Here is a 22028-nt window from a genome sequence, read left to right as displayed (position 1 = left end):
TTTATTTTAAATAGTTATTTTAAATTAATTTGTGGGCTAAAAAAATCTTCAATTATTTTTTTAGTAAACATTTTAGCTCCTTTATCATTCATGTGTCCGCAAGACGAAAAATATTTATCCTCCATAACTACATTTTCATAATTATGAATTTCAGGATATGTTTTTTTTACTTTATCAAAATAATTCATCCCTTTAACATTTTCGCACATTGGTGTCATTACAGCAATAAAATTAATATTGTTAGCTTTGCAATTTTTTTTAATTTCCTCATAATATTTATTGTGAGGCAAAGGATTTAAGCTTACAATATTGTTTTTCATATTCCCATTTTTATGCTTCACTAATGGATAATAACCATCATTTTCTAAACTACTGGTTTTTTCCTTCCCAATTATTTTAAAAATTTCTCTAAAACCTATTTGAGAATCAAATTTAATATATCGATAAAAAGGAATATAATATAAATAATCAAAATCATCTTCTTTCGAAAAATGTTCTTTAATAATTTTTGAAGCATGCAAATACGGTAAAAACTTCGAAGAAATTCCATCTGATCTATGTTCATTCGAAAGATTCAAATCAGCTTCTAAAATTATATTCTTTATTTTATAATGGCGTTCAATCATTAATTTCAACATCAAATCTGCTTCAAATAAATGTCCACCACTCATCCCGTAATTAAAAGTTTTCAAGCCTTTATCTTCAAACATTTGAGATACAAAATGATTATTTGCTCGAGAGGAACCCAAGATAATAACATCATAATTTCTTGCATTCGAGTTGTACACGTAATCTATTTTTCCTCTATTATTAGATTGCAAATAAACAAAAGTATAAAGCCCATCCAAAACTACTGCAATCAAAAAAGTCACGACTAAAATTTTGGCACTATAAACTAAAAATTTCTTCATTAAAACTGAAAATATATAAATTCTTTATAATCAGAAAAAGTTCCAAAAGCAATGATTGTCATAATTGCCAAAGCTACCTTTAACAAACTTCTTTTACCAGAAAGAGGTTCAATTTTATCGCGGTTATTCCATTCAACCACAACAAATAATCCTACCATAATCAATAGCTCGTAATTGTATCTTTCGTTAGCCAGATATTGCGAAGTAAATTCACCATTAAACACTATTTTTTTAAGATATAAAACTGCATCCGTTATGGTTTTGGCTCTAAAAAATACCCATGCAATGCAAGTTAATGTGAATGTATATAAAATGCTTATTAAAATTTTGGCTGAATCAAAATCAAATTTTAACTTAATGGTATTCATATTATTTCGGTTACTATTCGATAATAATAAAGGTAAGAAATATATAGCGTTTATAAATCCCCAAACAACGTATGTCCAATTTGCACCGTGCCAAAAACCACTTACAACAAAAATGATGAATGTATTTCTGATTTTCATCCAAATCCCTCCTTTGCTTCCTCCTAAGGGAATATATAAGTAATCTCGAAACCAAGAAGAAAGTGAAATATGCCAGCGTCGCCAAAATTCGGCAATATCCCTTGAAAAATAGGGATAATTGAAATTTCTCAATAAATCCAATCCAAACAATTTGGACATCCCCAATGCCATGTCCGAATAACCTGAAAAATCACCATAAATTTGAAATGCAAAATAAACTGCACCTAGAATTAATGAAAACGAATTCATCGAAGTATAATTATCAAAAATAGCATTGGCATAAGTCGCACAGGTATCTGCAATAACAACCTTTTTGACTAATCCCCAAATGATTTGACAAACCCCTTCTTTAGCAATTTGAAAATTAAACTCTCGTTTTACTTTTACTTGAGGTAATAAATGAGTCGCTCTTTCTATTGGACCAGCAACTAGAAGTGGAAAATAGCTAACAAACAAAGAATAATCTACAAAGTTGTATTCGGCTTTGATTCTTTTATAATAAATATCAATTACGTATGATAAGCCGTGGAAAGTATAGAATGAAATTCCGACCGGAAGAATCACATTCAACAAAATTGGACTTGCTTTTAACCCAACAGAATTTAATAATTCTGAGAATGAAGCTGCAAAAAAATTGTAATATTTAAAAATTCCAAGAAATCCAAGATTGACTATAATACTCAGCCAGAACCATAATTTTTGACTTTTTTCCGATTTACCTTTCTCGATTTGGATACCAGTGTAATAATCTAAAAAAGTAGAAAACACCAATAGAAATAAGAATCTCCAATCCCAACAAGAATAAAAGTAATAACTGGCAACGATTAACAAAGCATTTTGAGTGCTTTTAGTTTTATTAAAAACAAACCAATAAAGAAGAAATACAATTGGTAAAAAAATGGCGAAAGCCAATGAGTTAAAAAACATAAAAAATTACAAGATTTTGCAAAAATTATAAACAAAAAAATAAATACAAATCTAAAGCAATTTAAAACAGATTCCCCTATAAGTTATCCAAAATTTAATTTGCTCTTTCTATATTGAAATCTCATTTAAAAAATATTTTTCATCTTACTTATTTTTACTTTTATTTAACTCTTTGTAAAACTTTTCAACAATGAATAATTCAGTCATATCCATAGATTCAAAAGTTGCTCCTGCGATATGAGGTGTTATGATAATACTAAAACCTTTTTTTGATAGCTCAACTAATTTATTTTTACCAATATCAATATTTAACTCTTCTTCTAATACATCAGTCGCATATCCTTTTATCCTTCTTATCTCAATTAAATTGCATAAATATATCTCGTCTATCACAGCTCCTCTTGCTGTATTAATTAATATTGAATTTGGATTTAATTGATCCAACAACCGCTTGTCAACAAAATGAATATTCTCTTGATTTAATGGTATATGAATCGAAACTATATCAGCCCAAGCAAACAATTCCGAAGGAATATCAAATTTCTTATAGGAATTAATCTTGTTTTCAATATCATAAAATCCTATTTCCATATCAAATGCCTCACCATATTTAGCAACTTGTATACCAACGCGCCCCAATCCTAAAAGTCCAATTTTTTTTCCTTTGAGGTTATTTCCTTTAAACAAATCTCTCCTCCAGTACCCATCTTTAACATCATCGAACGCATTAGGAATATTTCGCATTGAAGAGAGAAGCAATCCCCATGTATGTTCAGCTGTTGAAGGTATTGATTTTAAAAATTCATATTCCCCTTTTAGTGAAACTACTCTTCCTCCATTACGCTCAAAATAGTCTACATCTATATGATCTAACCCTGTAGTCGCTGTTAGAATAAATTTTAATCCTGAACAAGCATCAATAATTTCTTTATCAATATAAAATCTCAATCTAACAAATAAAACCTCAGCATCTTTGATGTTATTTATTAGCTGGGCTTTATCATGAACATCTGATAATTTTATATCTCCAATCTCAGAAAGAGATCGTAAAGCTTCTTCACTAAAATTTTGAGATTCAACTACAACTATTTTCATTTTTCCAATCTTCATACAACACTTCAGCTATTTTAAAATCTCTTGGACTATCTATATTTGCTAACCAATTACTGTCCATCACATATGCTTTTTTATTTTCAACCATAAAAGATTTTTCTTTAAAAAAGGCTTTCGTCCGTACTACATAAAAACATCCGTTTCTGTAATACACAGGTTTTAAATCTTGTCTAAGTTTGGTTTCTCCCTCATTTAAAAAAGAAGTTAGCTTGTTATCTTTTTCCAAATTATACATTCTTGCTGGGTGACAATCTTCTAAAGGAACTACACTTATGACCCCATCAATAAATTTATCTTTTTCAAACATTGCTATTATGTTATCTAAATCAATAGAAGTTCTAAGAGGAGATGTTGGTTGCAATAGAACAATTAAATCAAACTCTTGTTCAATTTTTTGATAAACATCTACAACAGCCGTTATCACATTACTAGTATCCTCTGCCAAGCTAGCGGGTCTCTTGATGACTTCTGCATCAAAATTCAGTGCAATATTTATAATTTCATCTGAATCAGTGGAAACAATTGTTCTCGTGACTTTATTGCATTTTTTTGCACATTCAATTGCATGAGCAATCAAAGGCTTGCTCCCTAATAATTTGATGTTTTTTCCAGGAACACCTTTACTTCCTCCTCTTGCCGGAATAATTGCTAAAACTCTCATTAATACATAATTGTTTTATGAAACTGCAAAGGCACTTTTATTAACAAATCAGCAATAATAGAACCAGCATTTCCTCCACCATATACAGATGAAATTTTGGATTTTCCATTTTTTAAAATAGTATGAATTGCAGCAATTATTTCGTTTTTATCGTAGTTCACGTCAATTACATTATTTCCTCTGTCTCGTTTATTTTGTCTCGAACCAATATTAATAACAGGAACACCAAGGTAAGCACATTCTCTAATTCCAACACTGGAATTCCCTATTAATGCTTTAGCGTTATTAAGTAAAACTAGAAAATCATCGCCTTCCATATTTTTAAAAAAGTGAACATTTTTCAACTTATGATGTTCACGAAACGCTCGAATTCCTGTAGAAGTTCCATCAGCACCAGCATCAACGTTTGGCCAAAACCACAAAGTTGGAATATCCAATTCATTTACCGCTTCTAATGTTTCTTCTATATGTTTTCTAGAATTTTGATATTCTGTTGTTACTGGATGCTGCATCACTACTAAATAATTACTGGACAAATCAGGTTCTGCTCCAACTCCTCCATATTTTTGATATGGATTAAAATTTAGACCTTGTATTTTAGCCACTTCCGATGCAATATCTATTGAAGGGCAACCCGTATTGAAAACAAAATCAGGATTTTCTCCTAATTTAATCACTCTTTCTTTAGCATTTTCGGAAGCTACAAAATGATAATCTGCTAATTTGGTAATAGCATGACGCACTTTTTCGTCAATGTTGCCAGTAACTTCACCACCTTGAATATGTGCTAGCGGAATATTCATATAAGAAGCTGCAATTGCCGTTGCCATAGTTTCAAAACGATCGGCAACTGTAACTACAATATCGGGTTTTAAATTATCAAAAACAGTAGAAAGCTCCAAAATTCCAATTCCAGTGGTTTTAGCTGCAGCAGTTAAATTTTCCCCTTCCAGTACATTAAATACCTTCGCAGCAATAATAAAGCCGTCTTTTTCTATATAATTGACTGCAGAGCCGTATCGATCCAAGAGAGCCGATGCAGCAACAATCAACTGTAATTCTAAATCAGGATGTGTCTCAATCGCTGACAAAACTGTTTTAACCCGGCTATAAGATGGACGTGCTGTAATTACAACAGCTATTTTCCGTTTATTCATTGTATGTCTTCTTCCTTTAAAAAATCCCATTGGCTTTTGTCAAAAGTAAGTGTTTTGCCTACAACATCCCTAAATTTTGCTGCATCAATTCCACATCCTTTTGGTTTTTTAGCTTCCAGGTCATCAAAAGTTATGATGTGTCCTTTTGAAAGCGTTTTATTTATAGCTAAAGATTTTTCAAATATTTGTTTTAAAACTGTAAAATTTTCATTCGAATTTTTATCAATTGGATTATCCAAAGCTTCTTTGATATTGCGAACAGCAATAACCAAATCTTTGGTTTCCGAAATTGTCAAGGAAGATTTAGAATCTGGACCAAAAATCTGTCTATCAAAAACAACATGAAACTCAAGTATTTCAGCGCCAAGAACGGTCGCAGCAATACAAGTTTCTATACGTGCTGAATGATCGGAAAAACCTATCGGTACATTATACCTTTTTTGTAATTCCTGAATAACGTTTAAACCAAAACTTTTAGGCTGAGTAGGATATGAGGTTGTACATTGCAAAATAGAAAATTCTACATTTCTTTCTTTCAAAAATGCCACAGTTTCATCCAATTCATCGTAAGAACTCATTCCTGAAGACAAAATCACGGGTTTTCTAGTTTTAGCAATTTTTTCTAAAATCAAGAAATTATTAACTTCTCCCGAGCCTATTTTATATTGCTCTAAACCTATTTTTTCCAGCCAATCGACTGCCAAATTACTAAAGGGAGAACAAATAAAATCAAGTCCTAAACTCTCACAATATGTTTTAATTCCTGCCCATTGTTCTAAAGAAAACCCCATTCGTTTCCAATAGTCAAATCTGGTCTTATCTTCTAACGAAAACTTGACACGAAAAGGTTCATACTCGCTACTTTCTGCTTCAGCAATGTGCATTTGAAATTTCACCGCATCTACACCAGTTTGAGCAATAGCATCGATATAGGAATATAAAATACCTAGACTCCCTTCGTGTGCCTGGCCTATTTCTGCGATAATATAGGGTGTTTTATTAATCATAAACACTAATTTTATCAGTAAAATCTTTAAAAAATAAAGGTTTTAACTGTTCTAATTCAACTTCACTTTTGTCCCACCATTTAAGTGCTTCTATTTCTTTAATAATAGAATCTGCATAGCGTTTTCGTATTAGTTTGGCCGATACTCCAGCGACAATAGTATAAGGCAGAACATCTTTAGTAACGACACTTCCTGCTGCAATTATAGCACCATTCCCAATCGTGATATTCCCCACTATAATTACACCGTGACCAATCCAGACATCATTTCCAATAACAACTTTTTTTTCTTGTCTTAATGCTTTAAGCTCACCTAAGAATAAATTCTTATTAATATAAGTCGTCATCGAAGAAATGGGATGGTTATTAGCATGTAGCGCTACATCAGCTCCAAACTGGCAATATTTGCCCACATTTACATTTCCTGACAATAGATTATTTACTCCCAAAGTAGTAGCATATCCTATTCTGATATTGTTTCCTAAAAACTGACATCTCTCGGGAATCTTGTTTTTCCCTTCAAAAAAAACATTCCAATAACCAGTTGTTTTAGAACTTATTTCAGTTCCTTCTTTTTTACGCTGATTTAAAAACTTACAACGTTTATAATGATTCCATTTTTTATATAAGAATAATCTAATCATTTTCAATTGTAAATAAAGCGTTTAACATTCCTTATAAAATTATTCTTGATTTAATAAATAAAAATTGAGTTATAATGAATAATTTTCAGGTGCTGTCAATCCTATATTTCTAAAATACCCATTTTTAAAAAAATTACTCAACAACAGTTTTCTAAATATCATCCCAATTTTGATTTTCCATTTAGGCAAAGGTTTAGATACAAATAGTTCATTGTTTTCTGCATAAACATTTGGCTTACGAGTTTTAAGCAATTCAAACTCCTCTTCCATCCATAGTTCTTTTACATTTCCTAAATGGTAGGTATAATTTCCTAATGTTGCCAATCTTAAAAAGCCTAAACTTTCATTTGGAATGTCTATAAATTTATTCTCGACACCACCAACAATTTTTATAAATGCTGGCGAATCTGATCCTTTATCAAAAACTTCTCTTCGTAAAGTAGCTACAAAATGACCACAACCCATTACGGCTTTTCCTTTTTTTGATTTTAAAACCAAATATTTATCTAAATGAGCTTGTGAATAAATTGGTGTAGGGTTTCCTAAACTATCATCAAACTTCTTCATGGCAGTTGGGTCTTGAACATCTTCAAATTGCATTGACATACCTCCTAAAATACCAAAATACCAATTAGTTGCAGTAAAACTTTTTATTGTTTTACTACTAGGAGTTGGGCTTATCATTCCTGCATTTGGAAAATTAATAAATGTTTGCTCTACTTCTTTTTGCCAATCATGTTTAAAAAAAACATCAGAATCTGTAATCGTAATTAATGGTTCTAAATTCCCTTTTACACCAGCAAGAATAGCATTTATTTTGCCCAAATTTTCTTTAGAATGAAATACTTGATCAATGGCTTGATGTTTTTGGTACAAATCATCTATATAATTCTTTACTATACTTATAGAATTATTATTATAAATTGTAATTCTAGTTTTATCATGAATAGTAGTTAATAGAGATTCGATATTTAATTTCAAAATTTCAAATGAATCTTTAAAATAACCTTCTTGATTGGGTATATAAACTGGTACAATTATTCTATGATAATTTTTAAGAACAATTTCTTTGTCTTCTTTAATTGGATTAAAGCCTATTCTCATTTGTATTATTGTCTAAAAAAATTATTCTTCTGTAATTTCTTGTATAACTCTTCCTTTGTAATTAAAACATTCTCACTCGAAAACTCTTCAAAATCAACATTTGAATCATTATAAATTTTATGGTAATGCATCAGATACAAATTCGTTTTCTTATCTAAATAAGTACGTGGAACTTCTTCTTTTGCAATCATAATTTCATGAATCTTTTCAGAAATTCTTGGTTGTCCCAACGTATATTTTAACCCAAATTCTTCTTTATAAATTTCAAAAAGATCCTTAATTTTAAAACTTGGAATATTTGGGATTATATTGAAACCTGTTAAATTAAATGAATTTTCAATTACACTAACTGCTTCTTCAACATCAATCATAAATCTAGTCATTTCGGGAGAATAAAGCTTCAACTCATATTTATTCTTAATTGAATCTAAAATCAATGGTAATATACTACCTGTTGAATTTAGGACATTACCATAAACTGCTGTTGTAAGATTAACACTAGAATCCTCCGCGTTTACAATGAATGCTTCGCCACCAATAAATTTCATAGAGCCATATAATGTTGTAGCAGCTCTACTTTTATCAGAAGAGATAAAACATGCCGCCTTAAAATTATTATTTTCGGCAACACGCCGTGAATTAATTGCTCCATTAACAATAGTTCTTAAAGCAATCTCTACATTTTGGTCTACTGCTTCAATTTGTTTTAAAGAAGCTGCAAAAATACCATAATCATGCCCTTTTGCGGAACGATTCATCAAATCGTAATCTGCTACATCACCTATTATACATCGAATCTTTGGAAATTGCTTTTTAAGATAATAGTGTTTGGCCTCATCTCTACTATAAATAGTAAGTTCTGCACTATCATAAAATCTCTTTACGATTTCACGCCCTAAATAACCTGCACCACCTGTTATAAATAATTTCATTATACTATTTAAATTTTATAATTTTTGTAACTTATAAATGTTTGATATAAATCAAACTCAAACTTATCTCTAAAAGTTGGAAAAATGGAATTATTGAACAACTTATTATATTCAATTAATAATAAATATACCTCTTCAACTGTAATAGCTCTAGAAATAATTTCTTGTTCTTCAAATTTGCACACCATTTCAACAACATCCGTAACAAAAGCTAATTTCACAAGATTACTATTACATTCAACAGGAAGATTATTTAATAAATTATATGAAAATGTTGCTATAAAAGAGGTTTTGTTGGGTTTTGCATATTGCCCAAAAACATTTGGAAGTTTATAGGAAACAAAATTAGTATTCCTTTCTAAACAAAAATTTTCAAATTGTTTCTTAGCTTCTCTTTTTGATTTCCCATAAAACGTTTCAGCATCCTCATGAATAGAAGACAAAAAAGCCACATTACAATTTATATTATTCTTTTTTAAACATTCAATTGTTTGGTTTGTAATTTCATTATTCAGGTGCAAAACCATTTCTGGATTATTATGTCTATGAACACAGGCTCCATGAATAAGCCAATCTATTTCTTTCGTATTAGGCAAGACTTCTATGAAATTTCTTCCCAATTCGACAACTTCATATTTCAATATATGGCGTAAATAGTTAGTCAAATGTATTCCTAAAAAACCTTTTTCACCTGTTATAACAATTCTCATTTATTAATTAAATTTGTTTATTAACCCCAAGATATATTTTTTCTTATCATTTTTACTGGAATACCAGCGTATAAGGAATTCGTGTCTTGCAAATTTTTATTAACAACAGTATTAGCTCCAATAACTGAATTTGAAGGTACTCTTAAACCTTTTAATATTAATCCCCTACATCCTACCCAAACATTATCTTCTATTAATATTTCCTCAGGGCTATTAATGATTTTTCCTTCTTCGTCCCAAATTGTGTGATGATCCGAGTCCATAATTAAAATATCCCAAGACAATAATACATTATTCCCAAACTGAATTTTTTTTGATTAAACGATTGAACTTTCAGCAGTAATATTAAATTTATTTCCAAAAATTATTTTTCCGCTTTTAGCCACACTAATTTTTGAACCTTGACCAAAATTTGCGCTTCCCTTAAAAATAATGTCTCCCGAAATTTCCAAAATTGACCTTGAAAATCTTTTATCAAATATCCCTACTTTTGCATAACCTATTTTAACTAAACCATACCGCAATGGGCATTCAAACTTAACACTTCCTTTTAACTCCGTAAAAAGCACATTCTTAGAAATCAAAACAGGAAAATTAACTGCTTCATTAAATGAAAAATACCTAAAGTTAAAATAAATAGTTTTGAAATTTTCTTTTAGCAAACGTTTTAATAAGAAAATAGTTTTACCTATAAAGTCATTCATTTTTTTTCATTAAAGTAGTTCGACAAACAATAAACAGGTCTAAAATACAAATCAATAATACTTATTTTAATTTGACTTTGAGGATGAATTTCATTCCATCTTTTCGCAGCTCTTCTTAGTAATTTTCTTGCAATTTTATTAAGCAAAAATGGATTTTTAATTCCCATTTTTTTAAAATTCAGAAACATTTTCTTTTCTATTCCTATGTATTTTTTTTGCTGAAGCGAAAGTCTATCTGGATTATTATATTCTCTATAAAAAGCCAAAGGTTCATTTATATAATATACTCTATGCCTAAAAAACATTCGTTGATAAAAATCTACATCTTCACCAACTTTAATACTTTCATCAAACAACAAATCTGGCTGAAATATTTTTTTTCTAATCAAAGGAGTCGGTGATTTGACAACCCAAACCCCTAAAGCATTCCAAAACACATATCCTGAGCGCTTGTGGGCTTTGGTTTCACTAGCTCCTATAATTGTCCCAGTTAATTGCCCTTTTTCATCAATAACAGCTGCAGAGGAATGTACGCAATCAATTTCAGGATTTTCTAAAAAAACTTTTATTTGTTTATCAATTTTTGAACTTTCCCAAAAATCATCGTCATCTAAAAAGGCTATATATTCTCCTTTTGACAAATAAATTCCATAATTTCTAGCAGATGATAGTCCTTCATTCTCTTTATAAAAATAAGTGCAATTTGAGTACTTATTACAAATCGCTTCAGCATAATTGTCATCTGACCCATCATCTATTACAACTATTTCAATATTTGTATAGGATTGATTTACTACAGATTGAATAGCATTTTCAAGATATTCTCGACGATTATATGTTGTTATAATAACAGTAACTAAATGAATCATCTATTTGAAATTTTTGAAACAAAAAAACGAATCAATTTATAAAAATACAATGCTTTTATTTTTTTACCTGATTGAATCTTTTTAATACTTGAAATGTTTAGAAATTCTTTTTTATGACCCCAAATATAGTACTTTATATAATGATCCATGAACTGACTGTACTTTTCCGTTTGCCCAAAATAATTCATATAATGTGCTTTCTCATGATAAACACTTTCCATTTTGTTTTTTTGTAAATAAGATGATGTTGACCCATTATGTCTTCTAAAAAAGTTTAAATTTTTATTAAGAAATGCAAAAGAACTGTTTTGTAACAAATATGACCAAAGAAAAATATCCGAACATAATCTATTGGTAAACAATACAGATGGAATCTCTAATTTGGGCTTTCTAAATACAACTGAACTACCATTTGTTATATAAGTATTAAAAGGCATTTGATTTAAAAAAACACTACTATCTATAACTTTATACTTATTTATTTCGACATCCAAATCTTTGACCCTTTTAGTTGAATCGTAAATAATAGTATCGTTTTCAACATAATTACTACCCGAAAACACTAAAGAAACGCCCTCATTTATATCTAAAATAGATACTAATTGTTCAAGGAAAGTTAGTTCAGAATAATCATCTGTCTCAGCAATCCAGATATATTCTGTTTCAGCAAGTTCGATACCTTTTTGCCAGGATTTGTAACCACTTCCCGAATTATAATCGTTACTAATAAAATATTTAACCTTCGATTTATTTTGATTTACAAATTCAGTTAAAATCTCGTTACTATTGTCTGTAGAACAATCATCTATAATAATGATTTCCCAGTCTGTATATGTTTGATTTAAAATAGTATCAAGCCTATCTTTTAAAAATTTAGCATGATTATAACTTGGCAATATTATGGAAACTTTAGGCATTTAATTTTTTTCTTAAATTCATAAGCAACTAATTTCAATATACTATAATTTAATCTTTCGAAAGGATTCTTTAACAAATTATACATCCATAAATTAAACGGGATAAATCTATTTGAAAGGCATACTCCTAAAAATTTTTTTAATGCTACATTTTCTAAACTAGAATCCTTCCTTTCAATATATTTTGGAAGTTGTTTTTTGTACAACTTATGAAAATTAATAACGCTTTTCAAAAAATTAAAATCCGTATTTCCTATTGAAAAATGTTCAATTAAAATTTGATTGGTTACGACAATCTGATATTGTTTATCAAAAACATCAATGCTAATTCCTAAATCATAACAATGAAAACCTAAAATCTCTTCATTAAATTTGACAGTTGTACTTTTTCTAAGTCCAATAAAAACACCATCAATTACGACCACTTTTTCGAGACTTGATTCTTTAAATCCACGGTTAATATGACTTGTTTCTTTATAAGGTTGATGCTGAATCAGGTTCATCGTTAAAAGTTCTTCCTTTGTATGCCAAAAGGCACTGGGAAATTTACTTTTATATTTTGCTCCTGCAATTCCTACTAATCCAATTTTTAAATTATTGGCAAATATATTTGTTAAAATCTCACCCCAGTTTTTAGTATGAAAAAGAACATCTTCATGAATAAAAAGTAAATATTCGTATTTTGACTTTTGAATACCAATATTATAAGCTTTTGTAATTGGTACATTCTCAACCAGATTATTAACTTTTATAATTTCATATGTTACAACTCCTATTGTTTCTTCTATACTTTTTAGCACTTTATTGTAAAGATGCAAATCCCTAGAACATATAATTATTGAAATCATTAATTTAAATTATTATCAAATATTAGTGTAAAAAAGAGAAGAAAACCGGCTATTTAGCTTTAAACTTAAGAGCTTTTTTTAAAATTTGCTTTACAAATTTTAAAACTCCAAATGTATTTAGTCCTTTTTTAATCATTAATCCTCCTTGATATGTGTTTGATTTTTTTACTGCTTTCAAATTATTTCTAAACAGTTTAGTTGAATCATAATATCGAGTTAATAAACCAACCGAAAACTTATGATATTGATCGTAAGTTAAAATTTCTCTCAAGGAACCTAAAACCTTAATCTGATTATCATCTGCACCTATTGTATTCATTCTCCCAGAAGGATTTATTCTATAAAAAGCCAAAGGTAAATCTATAAAAACGAATTTAGGGTTATCCTTAAAAAGATTAATCCAAACTATCCAATCTTCTTGAGCAGATAAATTTTCAGGAAACTTAATACTTTCAAACAATTTTATATCAAAAAAACCACATTGTAACTGAATTGAAAAAAAATGAAATAAAAAATTTTCAAACGTTAATGATTTTTCGTTCATTTCGCAAAAAGGAGGCAAAACTTCTTTTGAATCTGATGAAAGCATATTGAAATTTGACACTACTATTCCTAACTCATTACTTTTATCTTCTTTTAATTTATCAATAGAAAGTTGCATTTTTCTACTATCCAAAATATCATCAGAATCTAAAAATTGGATATACTTTCCGGAAGCTTTTGCAATTCCAAAATTTCTGGCACTACTTACACCGTTGTTTTTTTTATAAAAATACTTAAATCGGTTGTCCTTGGATACCCAACGCTGGGCAATAGTTTCAGTATCATCGGTACTGCCATCATCTACAATAATGCATTCCCAATCTGTATAAATTTGGTTATAAACAGATTCTAAAGCCTCGTCTAAAAAATCACCTTGATTATAACAAGGGACTATTACTGATACAACCATAAAATCATTACTTTTTTAAAACTCTATTTTTATTAAACTTGTTGATTACTTTCGTTTTTAGCATTTCTGTTGTCTTCCCTTTCACTACAAAGATAATCTCTTTTAAAGGTAAATAAGTTAGTGCTTGTAAACGCCATTTTTTATCTAAGCCTATAGTAGTTTTTTCAAAATATAATTCAAAAACTAATCTCCGATTAATGACACTAAGAATATTAATTAATTCTTTTTGAGAATAAATTTTTTGTTTTTTGTTTTGAAGAGCCAATTGTTTTATCCATTTAAAAAACAAAACTAAGTCGCTCATCGAAATCTTTTGGGTTAACCAAAGCATCTTAGCTATTAAATCATCTGAGAAAATTTTATTGTCATAATTTAGTTTTTTAAATAAAAACAATTTAATATCTATATCTCCCTTTCTTTGTGTATCAAAAAATAACTTTGTTACCTGCGTATCATGTGATCTGTAATAATACAAAACCTCCTGTATGTTATATAACTTACAGGCCCAAGAAATGCGAGACCAAAAATCATAATCTTCTACATGCTTTTTATTTTCATCAAAACTGTAACTTTCTAATGCCTTCTTTTCAAACATTACTGCCCCTAAACTCATTGAACATTGTAACAACAACTGAGCAACAATTTCTTCATGAAACTCTTTATGCTTAATTATTTTATTGTGAATTCCAAACCTTTGAAGCCAACAACCACAAACTTTTATTTCGGGATTAGTTAATAGAACATCTAATTGTTTTTGAAAACGATTTGGTGCACTAATATCATCCCCATCCATACGGGCAATATATTCTCCTTTTGCCTGTTTAAAACCCAAATTCAAACTATCTATAAGTCCTAAATTTTTATCTTTTTTAATTAATCTGATTCTTGAATCTGAAAATTCCATGATTCGATCAACGGTATTATCAGTAGAACCATCATCAATAATCAATAATTCAAAATCAGAGTATGTTTGATTTAAAACACTTTCAATAGATTCCTTTATATAGGACTCTACATTGTAAACTGGCATAAGAACCGTTATTCTTGGATTTTTTTTGTTCATTTAGAAAAATATGAATTTTATTTTCTTAAAATCGAATTAAGCTTAGTATATCCAGTACCTCTAATTTTATGCAAATTAAACCTATTATACACGAGCATAATAAAGGATATTACTGTTTTTTTTAAAGTTAAAATCTTATATTTTTTCGCTACAGCAATTGCCTTAAAATAAAGTTTTATGGATCCATTGGGGATCACTAAACCTCTGAATGTCCTATCAAAATAAAGTACTGTATCCTCATTTTCTCTATCATAATACTTATTCAAAAAACTGATATGGCTTTCAATAATATCATTCAGTACTGAATTTAATTGCTGCGCTTTAGAATTATCTACTCTATAATAAGTATCATGAGGTAAATCATTTGCCGTAATACATTTATAATTCTTTTGCAAAACTCTCAAATGAAAATCGGGATCTTCCAACCGAATCATTCCTTCATCAAATCCACTTTCTTTAACAATCCTAGCTCTCCACAATGGAGCTGTTACCGTAAAGGGATAATTTCCTTTTAAAAATTCCTTTTTATAAAAAATACTTTCCTCTGATTCCTTAGGAGGGATTATATTGCATAATCTTTCTGTTATCTTATTATCAGCCAAAATATTCATCTTAAAAACCCAAAAATCAAAGTTGCCATTATAATTAGCAAAATCAATTCTTTGCTCTAAACAAAAGGGCTCTAATATATCGTCTGAATCAAGAAAAATAACATATTCTCCAACTGATTTTTCTACTCCATAATTTCTACATGATGAAGGTCCTTTTAACTTATTGGCAGGCCTTTTTTCATATAGAATTCGTCCATTTTTTTTCACATATTTACCAATAATTTCCTCGGAATTGTCCGTTGAACCATCATCAACAACAATACATTCCCAATTAGTATATGTTTGTACTAATACTGAATCTAGCGTTTCACCAATAAGATGAGCTCGATTATAAGTTGGAATAATTATAGAGACTAATGGATTTATATTTTGCAATTTTTCCAACGTTTTTCAATTTTATAACTACCTCTAGAAAGAATTAAAAGCAAATTCCCTAAAACTTGAAACTCTATTGCTAACTTAAGTTTTATTGGTCTCAAAATTGGGCATAATTCTTTTATAATGTACTTTGAATTCGAATAATTTGAATTTTCGATACTTCTAAAAAAAAAGTTTATCAATGTTCTGTAATAAAAAACAATCAACTCTGAATCTTTCAGTTCTACACTTCTTTTAAAATTCTGAATAGCAATATAAGTTCTGGAAGCTACATGATGTTCATTATATTTTTCCTCATTTGCACTTTTTGCATTTTCATGCTGCCTATACAGAAACAAAGGTTCATTTATAATTAAATATGATTCTTTTTCTATTTTAAAAAAAAGTCTTGAAAATAATTCTCCTTCTTGTCCTCTAATTATAAAATTTAAAAATAATTCTTTCCCTATTAAAAATGTTTTTTTAATTAAAACCGAATTTGTAATAATTTCATTTTTCCATAACAAATAATCTTTAAATAAAGAATCTGTATCATAAACATTCATTAAAACTTTATTCTTTAATTTTTCATCAACATAATATCCCGAAGAAATTACAAATTCCAACTCTGGTCTAAATGCAAGCATCTTTGTTTTTAAAAAATTTTCCAGCATAACATCATCATCATCAAACCAATTTACATATTCTCCTTTACTCAGTTCAAAACCATAATTTCGAGCATCATTTCCTCCTTTTAATCTATCATTAGGGCGATGATGAAACTGAAAACGAGAATCACTTTGTACATACTCTCCAACTACTTCTGCCGTAGTGTCCGTTGACCCATCATCAACAATAATACATTCCCAATTAGTGTAAGTTTGCCTCAACACAGAATCGAGTGTTTCACCTATAAGGTGGGCTCTATTATATGTAGGAATTATCACGGAAACTAAAGAATTATTCATGAGTATTACTAATTGCTCTTTCTATTAAATCATCAATAACATCTAGATGCCTTCTCAACGTAAAATTAGCTTTCATTCGCAACTTTCCATTATTTCCCAACTGTATGGCTAATTCTTTATTCTTTAAAAGTAGTATCATTTTTTCAGCCATAGCATCAACATCATGCTCTTCAACTAACAAACCTGTTTCATTATCAATAATCACATCTGGAATCCCTGCATGAATAGTTGAAATTACAGGCAATCCTGCAGCACTAGCTTCTAAAACAGCAACAGGCGTTCCTTCTTGATCTCCATTCAAAGCAGTAACAGAATGCTGCACAAAAGCCAATCCTTTGGATAAATACTCAATAAATTGTACTCTATTAATAACTCCAGGCAACAAAACTGCCTCTTCTAATTGCATTAATCTTACAAGGTTCAAACAAGTCTCAAATAATTCTCCTATACCTCCTATTACCAGTCTTGCATTTGGAAATTGATCATGTACTTTTTTGAATGCTAAAATGGTATAATAAGGGGCTTTTTTATTTACAAAACGCCCTAATCCTATGAAAGTTGATTCTGTAAAATTTGGTTTAATTTCATTAAAAACTGAATTGGCAACACAAGGATTGTATATCACTTTTTCCTTTAAACAACCTATTTCAATTAATCTCTTCTGCATCGAAATTGAAACCGCAATAACAAATGTACTGTAATCAAAAACTTCTTTGTAATAATTACTATTTTCAATAACAGATTGCACAGATGCATCAAAGCCATGAAAATGAGCAATTAAAGGGATTTTTTGATTCTTGCAGACATTTACAATTTGGTGAGCAGTTGGTCCATATTGTGCCAAAACAACCTGAACTTTATTCTTTTTTAGTGAATAACTAAAAGCTTCCTCAGCTACCGATACTGTTTTAAATCCTAGTCTGCGTTTTATTTTTATTGACCAAGCAATGTATTGATTACTCAATTTTCCAAATTCCTCTAAATAGTGCGGGACTTCTCCACCAAAATAATAAAACACCTTCCCCTTTAATCCATTTTTTTGTTCTTGAATAAAAGTCTCGGAATACCCATTTTGAGAAGGAGAAACTATGGCAATTCTATTGTGCTGTAATTCCATATAACCTGCTTATACTAAAAAATTATAATTTACTTTTAGCCTTAATTAATTCTACCCTGTCTTTGAATATACATTTTCAAAAAAAAATACAATGGTGTTTGTTTTAATTTAATATCATAAAAAGATTTATAGAAAACGGTCTTATAACTATGTAAATTAAACCACTTATCATATAACAACCATTCAGCTTGCGAATTACTTATTTTGACTGATTGCATAAAAAAACGGACTTCTTTTTCTTCTAACAAACGCCTTCTCTTCTTTGTATTATCAAAATGATTACGACTTACAGATTGGTGTTCTCTAAAATAATTTAACGTTTCTGACAAAAAAAATATTTTTGATTTTAAAGCTATCTTAATCCAAAAATACCAATCACCACACATTTTCATTTGCACCAAAGACTCTGAAAAACAAGAATTATCTACTAAGTTTTTTTTAAAAATTACTGCACTAGCATTTGGAATAACATTAAAAAAACTAAAATACGATTCAACAAATTTCTGCCCATCATAAAGAAAATTCATTTCCCAAATATTTGGTTCAAATCCTTTTGTATAATTAACTCTGTCGTTTAAAAAAAGACCCTTTTCATCAACATCATTGGTTTGACAATAAGCAATTCCGATTGCTGCATCTGCCTCAATATGATTTATCATTTTACTTAAAAAACTGAGTTCACAAAAATCATCACTTTCAGCAATCCAAATAAAATTACCATTTGCTAATTGGATCCCTTTTTGCCACTGTTTAAAAGTACTTCCCGAATTTTTATCATTAACTATAAAATGAGATACTTTGGGATGGTTAGCATATTGTTGCAAAATAATCAGACTATCGTCTGTACTTTTATCATCCAAAAGGATAACTTCAAAATCTTGAAAGGTTTGATTAAAAACACTTTCTAATCGTTGAACCAAAAATTGTTCATGATTGTAATTTGGGATAATTATGGATACTTTTGGGTTCAATTTTCTAATGCTTTTTTAGTTGCTTCTAGATAAGCTGTACCATACTTAATACAGGGTTCTAAATGATTTCCTTCAGCCCATTCGTTCATTGCATTAATAAAAATAAAATTCTCTTCAACTGAGTAAGGTATAAAATGCTTAACTATATAATCTAACCACTTATAATACAACTCTGGACTACTACCTATAGCCACTGCTCCCCTTTCTTTTTTCCTTGCTGTATTATCCCATGACGGTGTAACACAACGATAGAATTTATAATCTGGAATCTTTTTTTCAATGCAATTTTTAACACCAAGTTCAAAATCTCTTAAATCAATTGGCGAAGATTTAGATTTCTTTTTGAAGAAATCAAACAGTCCTTTCTTTTGATTTATTTTTAATTTATTTTTAATGACTGCCAAAGGAGAAAACTCAATTGCAGCATCAAAACCTAATTTTTGAGGTACGCTTGTCTCTCCAAAACTATCTGTAATACACAGATACAAATCTGGAAAACCAAATTCATTAATAGCTATTTCTCTCCAAATTGCTGCTGTCTTTTTTATATCTGGTAACAAACTGTGCCTGTAAAGTACAAATACAGGTTTATTATCAACCTTTATATAACGGGAATCAGAAAATACATTTTCACATAGCCAACGCATGTGCTCCTTATCATCTTCTAAATTATAGTCTTGTTTCATGAGTACATCATCCTCATTTCCGTCCCATCGGCGTGTCCAATTTTCATTAGCCCAACATAACATAAAAGGCATATTCAAATCCTTTTGCTGTAGCATTCCATCAATGGGTTGCTCTAACAGTCTTTTACCGTTAAACCAATAATGATAATAACAAAAACCTTGAATTCCGTATGCCTGAGCTAAATCAGCCTGAGCTTGCCTAGCCTCAGGTAAACGTAAATCATAGAATCCTAAATCTGTGGGCAACTGAGGTTGATAGTGCCCCTCAAATAAAGGTTGTGCTTTAGTGACATTAGTCCACTCCGTAAAACCTTTTCCCCACCATTGATCATTTTCTGGAATGGGATGAAATTGTGGCAATACAAATGCTATCGGTTTAATTTTCATCTATTTAACATTCTTTTTTTGAACTACAATTTCTATATACTCTGCTCTAATACCATAATTCAAGTCATCTATATAAATAATTTCGCATTCATCTGCCGTATATTCTTTAATAATATCTTTAATATCATATCCCCAATGAAAAGTTACAGGTGATCCTTTACTATCAATTGGATTTCCATGCCATTCAGGTTCAAACAAAAAAACAGGTTCTCCATCAGAACCTTTCTTAGCCCAACGCTGTGTAGCCTTATGCTTATTTATAATTGGTACTGAAAAAATATGAGCTCCTCCAGATTTTAATGTACGTTGTATTTCGCTAAAAGCTTTTTCTGGATTGTAGATATGTTCCATAACATCGGAAGTTACCACAATATCAAACATTGCATCATCAAATGTTTGTTGTTCTAAATCTTCATTGCGTACACCATTTACATAATCTCCCAAATTTGTATTCCCAAAAAATTGTGTTTCTGTATAATTTTGGGCTTTTTCTCTAAGTAATTTGCTATGTCCCCTATTTCCTGGAGATGATTCATGAATAGCTAATGTTTCCCAATTAGGATAGTATTCTTTTATAACTTTCATTAATGCACGCTCTCGGGGAATGCAACCACAATTAGTACATTTAAAATGATCCCTTAACCATGAGTTTCTTGCAATAAATAAAGTATCTTGCTCACAACAAGGGCAAAATCCTTTTTGTTTAAAAAAAAAAGTCGCAAACCTAGTTTCATAAATTGCTATTATTTTTTCTCTAATATATTTTTTAATTTTATTTTTCACTTACTTATTTTAATTAGTTAATAGCTTTTTTAAATTCTGAATAAACATATTCTTTATTAGAATGTGTATTCAACATAAATTGCTTGGCATTTATTCCTTTTTGAATTCTATAATTTGAATTATCATAAAAAGACAAAATAGAATCGCTTAAAGCCGATATGTCTAAAAAAGGAACTACAACTCCTCCATCACTATTTTTTATAAAGTCAATACTACCGCAAACCGTATCAAAACAAAGAGAAGGTATAGCAAATTGAGCTGCTTCTAATATAACCAACGGATAAGGATCTTCCCTAGAAGTTAATAAGAACAAATCAATTTCTTGATAAAAAGAATCTAAATCAGAGGAAGCAGATTCAAAAAAAACTTTCCCTATTAGATTTGTCATTTTAATTTGATATTCCAATCTCATTAATTCAATTCCATTATTTGCTCCTTTCCATTTAAATACAACAGAAGCATTGGGACGTTTCAAAAACAAGTCATTAGCTACTTGTAAAAACAAATCAGCACCTTTTCGCCAATCAATAGTACCACATCCACCAACAACAAAACTGTTCTGAATTTCTTTATTTCTATGAGTATCTAAACTATTTTTACTTTCAATATATGAGGGCATTACTGCAATTATATCATTTTTAACATTAAATTCTCGATGTAAAAATTTTTTTACCAAAGCACTAGGAACCCAAAACTGATCTGAATTTTTTATCACTATCTCAATTCTATTAGCAGTAGTATAGGTTTTACTCGCTACTTCTAATTCGTGAATATAACTTATTATTTGTCCTTTATAATGAGTTCTTATCTTTCCTAAAATATCACCGTTGGTTATTGTATTAGAAACGATACAATGGTATTGATTCAAAAATTCCTTGTCTTCTAATAATGATTTTGTCTTAAATAATTTATTCTTAATAAAATCAAACTTTGTTTTTTTCTGTTGTTCCAAACAATAACTTGTTGCCAATTCTCTAAAATTATTTTCTAAAACACCGCCTTTTTTTAAAAGAAAATGTATTTCAAATTCGTTAAAAGACAACAACAATTTGGCCAAGTTTAATAATAAAATTGGCGCTCCTGTCCTTGAGGCATCATGTGATAAGAATAGAACTTTTTTCATT

At 29.4% G+C, this 22028-nt stretch carries 24 protein-coding genes; all 24 read right to left on the bottom strand.

Annotation, left to right across the window (positions count from 1 at the left end; translation table 11 throughout):
• Positions 1–14: 14 nt before the first annotated feature.
• A complete protein-coding gene (locus CLU82_RS12800; RefSeq protein WP_100843461.1) occupies positions 15–911 on the bottom strand; it encodes a hypothetical protein in 897 nt (298 codons plus the stop codon).
• Entirely contained in the window at positions 911–2344 is a 1434-nt protein-coding gene (locus CLU82_RS12795; protein ID WP_100843460.1) for an MBOAT family protein, read from the bottom strand. The genes CLU82_RS12800 and CLU82_RS12795 overlap by 1 nt, the downstream gene beginning before the upstream one ends.
• 144 nt (positions 2345–2488) lie before the next feature.
• Positions 2489–3454 carry a D-isomer specific 2-hydroxyacid dehydrogenase family protein gene (locus CLU82_RS12790; protein WP_100843459.1) on the bottom strand — a complete coding sequence of 322 codons (966 nt, stop codon included), beginning with the start codon at positions 3452–3454 and terminating at the stop codon, positions 2489–2491.
• A complete protein-coding gene (locus CLU82_RS12785; protein ID WP_100843458.1) occupies positions 3420–4118 on the bottom strand; it encodes a cytidylyltransferase domain-containing protein in 699 nt (232 codons plus the stop codon). Before CLU82_RS12785 ends, CLU82_RS12790 begins: the two co-directional genes overlap by 35 nt.
• The gene (gene neuC, locus CLU82_RS12780; protein ID WP_100845026.1) at positions 4118–5275 is read right to left on the bottom strand and encodes a UDP-N-acetylglucosamine 2-epimerase; all 1158 of its coding nucleotides are present in this window, start codon (positions 5273–5275) and stop codon (positions 4118–4120) included. Before neuC ends, CLU82_RS12785 begins: the two co-directional genes overlap by 1 nt.
• Positions 5272–6282 carry an N-acetylneuraminate synthase family protein gene (locus tag CLU82_RS12775; protein ID WP_100843457.1) on the bottom strand — a complete coding sequence of 337 codons (1011 nt, stop codon included), beginning with the start codon at positions 6280–6282 and terminating at the stop codon, positions 5272–5274. Before CLU82_RS12775 ends, neuC begins: the two co-directional genes overlap by 4 nt.
• Entirely contained in the window at positions 6275–6925 is a 651-nt protein-coding gene (locus CLU82_RS21015; RefSeq protein WP_100843456.1) for a CatB-related O-acetyltransferase, read from the bottom strand. Before CLU82_RS21015 ends, CLU82_RS12775 begins: the two co-directional genes overlap by 8 nt.
• Positions 6926–6994: 69 nt before the next feature.
• Positions 6995–8029 carry a glycosyltransferase family A protein gene (locus CLU82_RS12765; RefSeq protein ID WP_100843455.1) on the bottom strand — a complete coding sequence of 345 codons (1035 nt, stop codon included), beginning with the start codon at positions 8027–8029 and terminating at the stop codon, positions 6995–6997.
• Between the two features lie 5 nt (positions 8030–8034).
• The gene (locus CLU82_RS12760; protein ID WP_100843454.1) at positions 8035–8961 is read right to left on the bottom strand and encodes a polysaccharide biosynthesis protein; all 927 of its coding nucleotides are present in this window, start codon (positions 8959–8961) and stop codon (positions 8035–8037) included.
• Between the two features lie 8 nt (positions 8962–8969).
• On the bottom strand, positions 8970–9671 hold the full coding sequence (locus CLU82_RS12755) for an NAD-dependent epimerase/dehydratase family protein (protein ID WP_100843453.1): 702 nt from the start codon (positions 9669–9671) through the stop codon (positions 8970–8972).
• 20 nt (positions 9672–9691) lie between these two features.
• Positions 9692–9934 (bottom strand): hypothetical protein, encoded by a 243-nt coding sequence (locus CLU82_RS12750; protein ID WP_100843452.1) that lies wholly within the window; start codon positions 9932–9934, stop codon positions 9692–9694.
• A gap of 54 nt (positions 9935–9988) precedes the next feature.
• On the bottom strand, positions 9989–10375 hold the full coding sequence (locus CLU82_RS12745; protein WP_100843451.1) for a hypothetical protein: 387 nt from the start codon (positions 10373–10375) through the stop codon (positions 9989–9991).
• Positions 10372–11244: a glycosyltransferase gene (locus tag CLU82_RS12740; RefSeq protein WP_100843450.1), complete on the bottom strand. Its 873-nt coding sequence runs from the start codon at positions 11242–11244 to the stop codon at positions 10372–10374. Before CLU82_RS12740 ends, CLU82_RS12745 begins: the two co-directional genes overlap by 4 nt.
• The gene (locus tag CLU82_RS12735) at positions 11241–12161 is read right to left on the bottom strand and encodes a glycosyltransferase (protein ID WP_100843449.1); all 921 of its coding nucleotides are present in this window, start codon (positions 12159–12161) and stop codon (positions 11241–11243) included. Before CLU82_RS12735 ends, CLU82_RS12740 begins: the two co-directional genes overlap by 4 nt.
• On the bottom strand, positions 12143–13009 hold the full coding sequence (locus CLU82_RS12730; protein ID WP_100843448.1) for a glycosyltransferase: 867 nt from the start codon (positions 13007–13009) through the stop codon (positions 12143–12145). The genes CLU82_RS12735 and CLU82_RS12730 overlap by 19 nt, the downstream gene beginning before the upstream one ends.
• Before the next feature lie 49 nt (positions 13010–13058).
• Entirely contained in the window at positions 13059–13961 is a 903-nt protein-coding gene (locus CLU82_RS12725; protein WP_100843447.1) for a glycosyltransferase, read from the bottom strand.
• Between the two features lie 7 nt (positions 13962–13968).
• Positions 13969–15024, bottom strand: a complete 1056-nt coding sequence (locus CLU82_RS12720; protein ID WP_100843446.1) for a glycosyltransferase — start codon at positions 15022–15024, stop codon at positions 13969–13971.
• A 17-nt stretch (positions 15025–15041) separates the two neighbouring features.
• Complete coding sequence (locus CLU82_RS12715; protein ID WP_100843445.1) at positions 15042–16019, bottom strand: glycosyltransferase family 2 protein; 978 nt, start codon at positions 16017–16019, stop codon at positions 15042–15044.
• Positions 15998–16960: a glycosyltransferase family 2 protein gene (locus CLU82_RS12710; protein WP_100843444.1), complete on the bottom strand. Its 963-nt coding sequence runs from the start codon at positions 16958–16960 to the stop codon at positions 15998–16000. Before CLU82_RS12710 ends, CLU82_RS12715 begins: the two co-directional genes overlap by 22 nt.
• Positions 16953–18077: a glycosyltransferase gene (locus tag CLU82_RS12705; RefSeq protein WP_100843443.1), complete on the bottom strand. Its 1125-nt coding sequence runs from the start codon at positions 18075–18077 to the stop codon at positions 16953–16955. Before CLU82_RS12705 ends, CLU82_RS12710 begins: the two co-directional genes overlap by 8 nt.
• 41 nt (positions 18078–18118) lie before the next feature.
• Positions 18119–19048 carry a glycosyltransferase family 2 protein gene (locus CLU82_RS12700; RefSeq protein ID WP_157813353.1) on the bottom strand — a complete coding sequence of 310 codons (930 nt, stop codon included), beginning with the start codon at positions 19046–19048 and terminating at the stop codon, positions 18119–18121.
• Positions 19045–20121 (bottom strand): glycoside hydrolase family 99-like domain-containing protein, encoded by a 1077-nt coding sequence (locus CLU82_RS12695; RefSeq protein WP_100843441.1) that lies wholly within the window; start codon positions 20119–20121, stop codon positions 19045–19047. The genes CLU82_RS12700 and CLU82_RS12695 overlap by 4 nt, the downstream gene beginning before the upstream one ends.
• Positions 20122–20904: a class I SAM-dependent methyltransferase gene (locus CLU82_RS12690; RefSeq protein WP_198520221.1), complete on the bottom strand. Its 783-nt coding sequence runs from the start codon at positions 20902–20904 to the stop codon at positions 20122–20124. It lies immediately after the preceding gene.
• Between the two features lie 13 nt (positions 20905–20917).
• Positions 20918–22027, bottom strand: a complete 1110-nt coding sequence (locus CLU82_RS12685) for a glycosyltransferase family 4 protein (RefSeq protein WP_100843440.1) — start codon at positions 22025–22027, stop codon at positions 20918–20920.
• Position 22028: the final 1 nt, after the last annotated feature.

Source organism: Flavobacterium sp. 5 (assembly GCF_002813295.1).
Lineage (GTDB): Bacteria > Bacteroidota > Bacteroidia > Flavobacteriales > Flavobacteriaceae > Flavobacterium.
The sequence above is the reverse complement of the archived record's forward strand: the minus strand, read 5'-3'. Positions and strand labels throughout refer to the sequence as shown.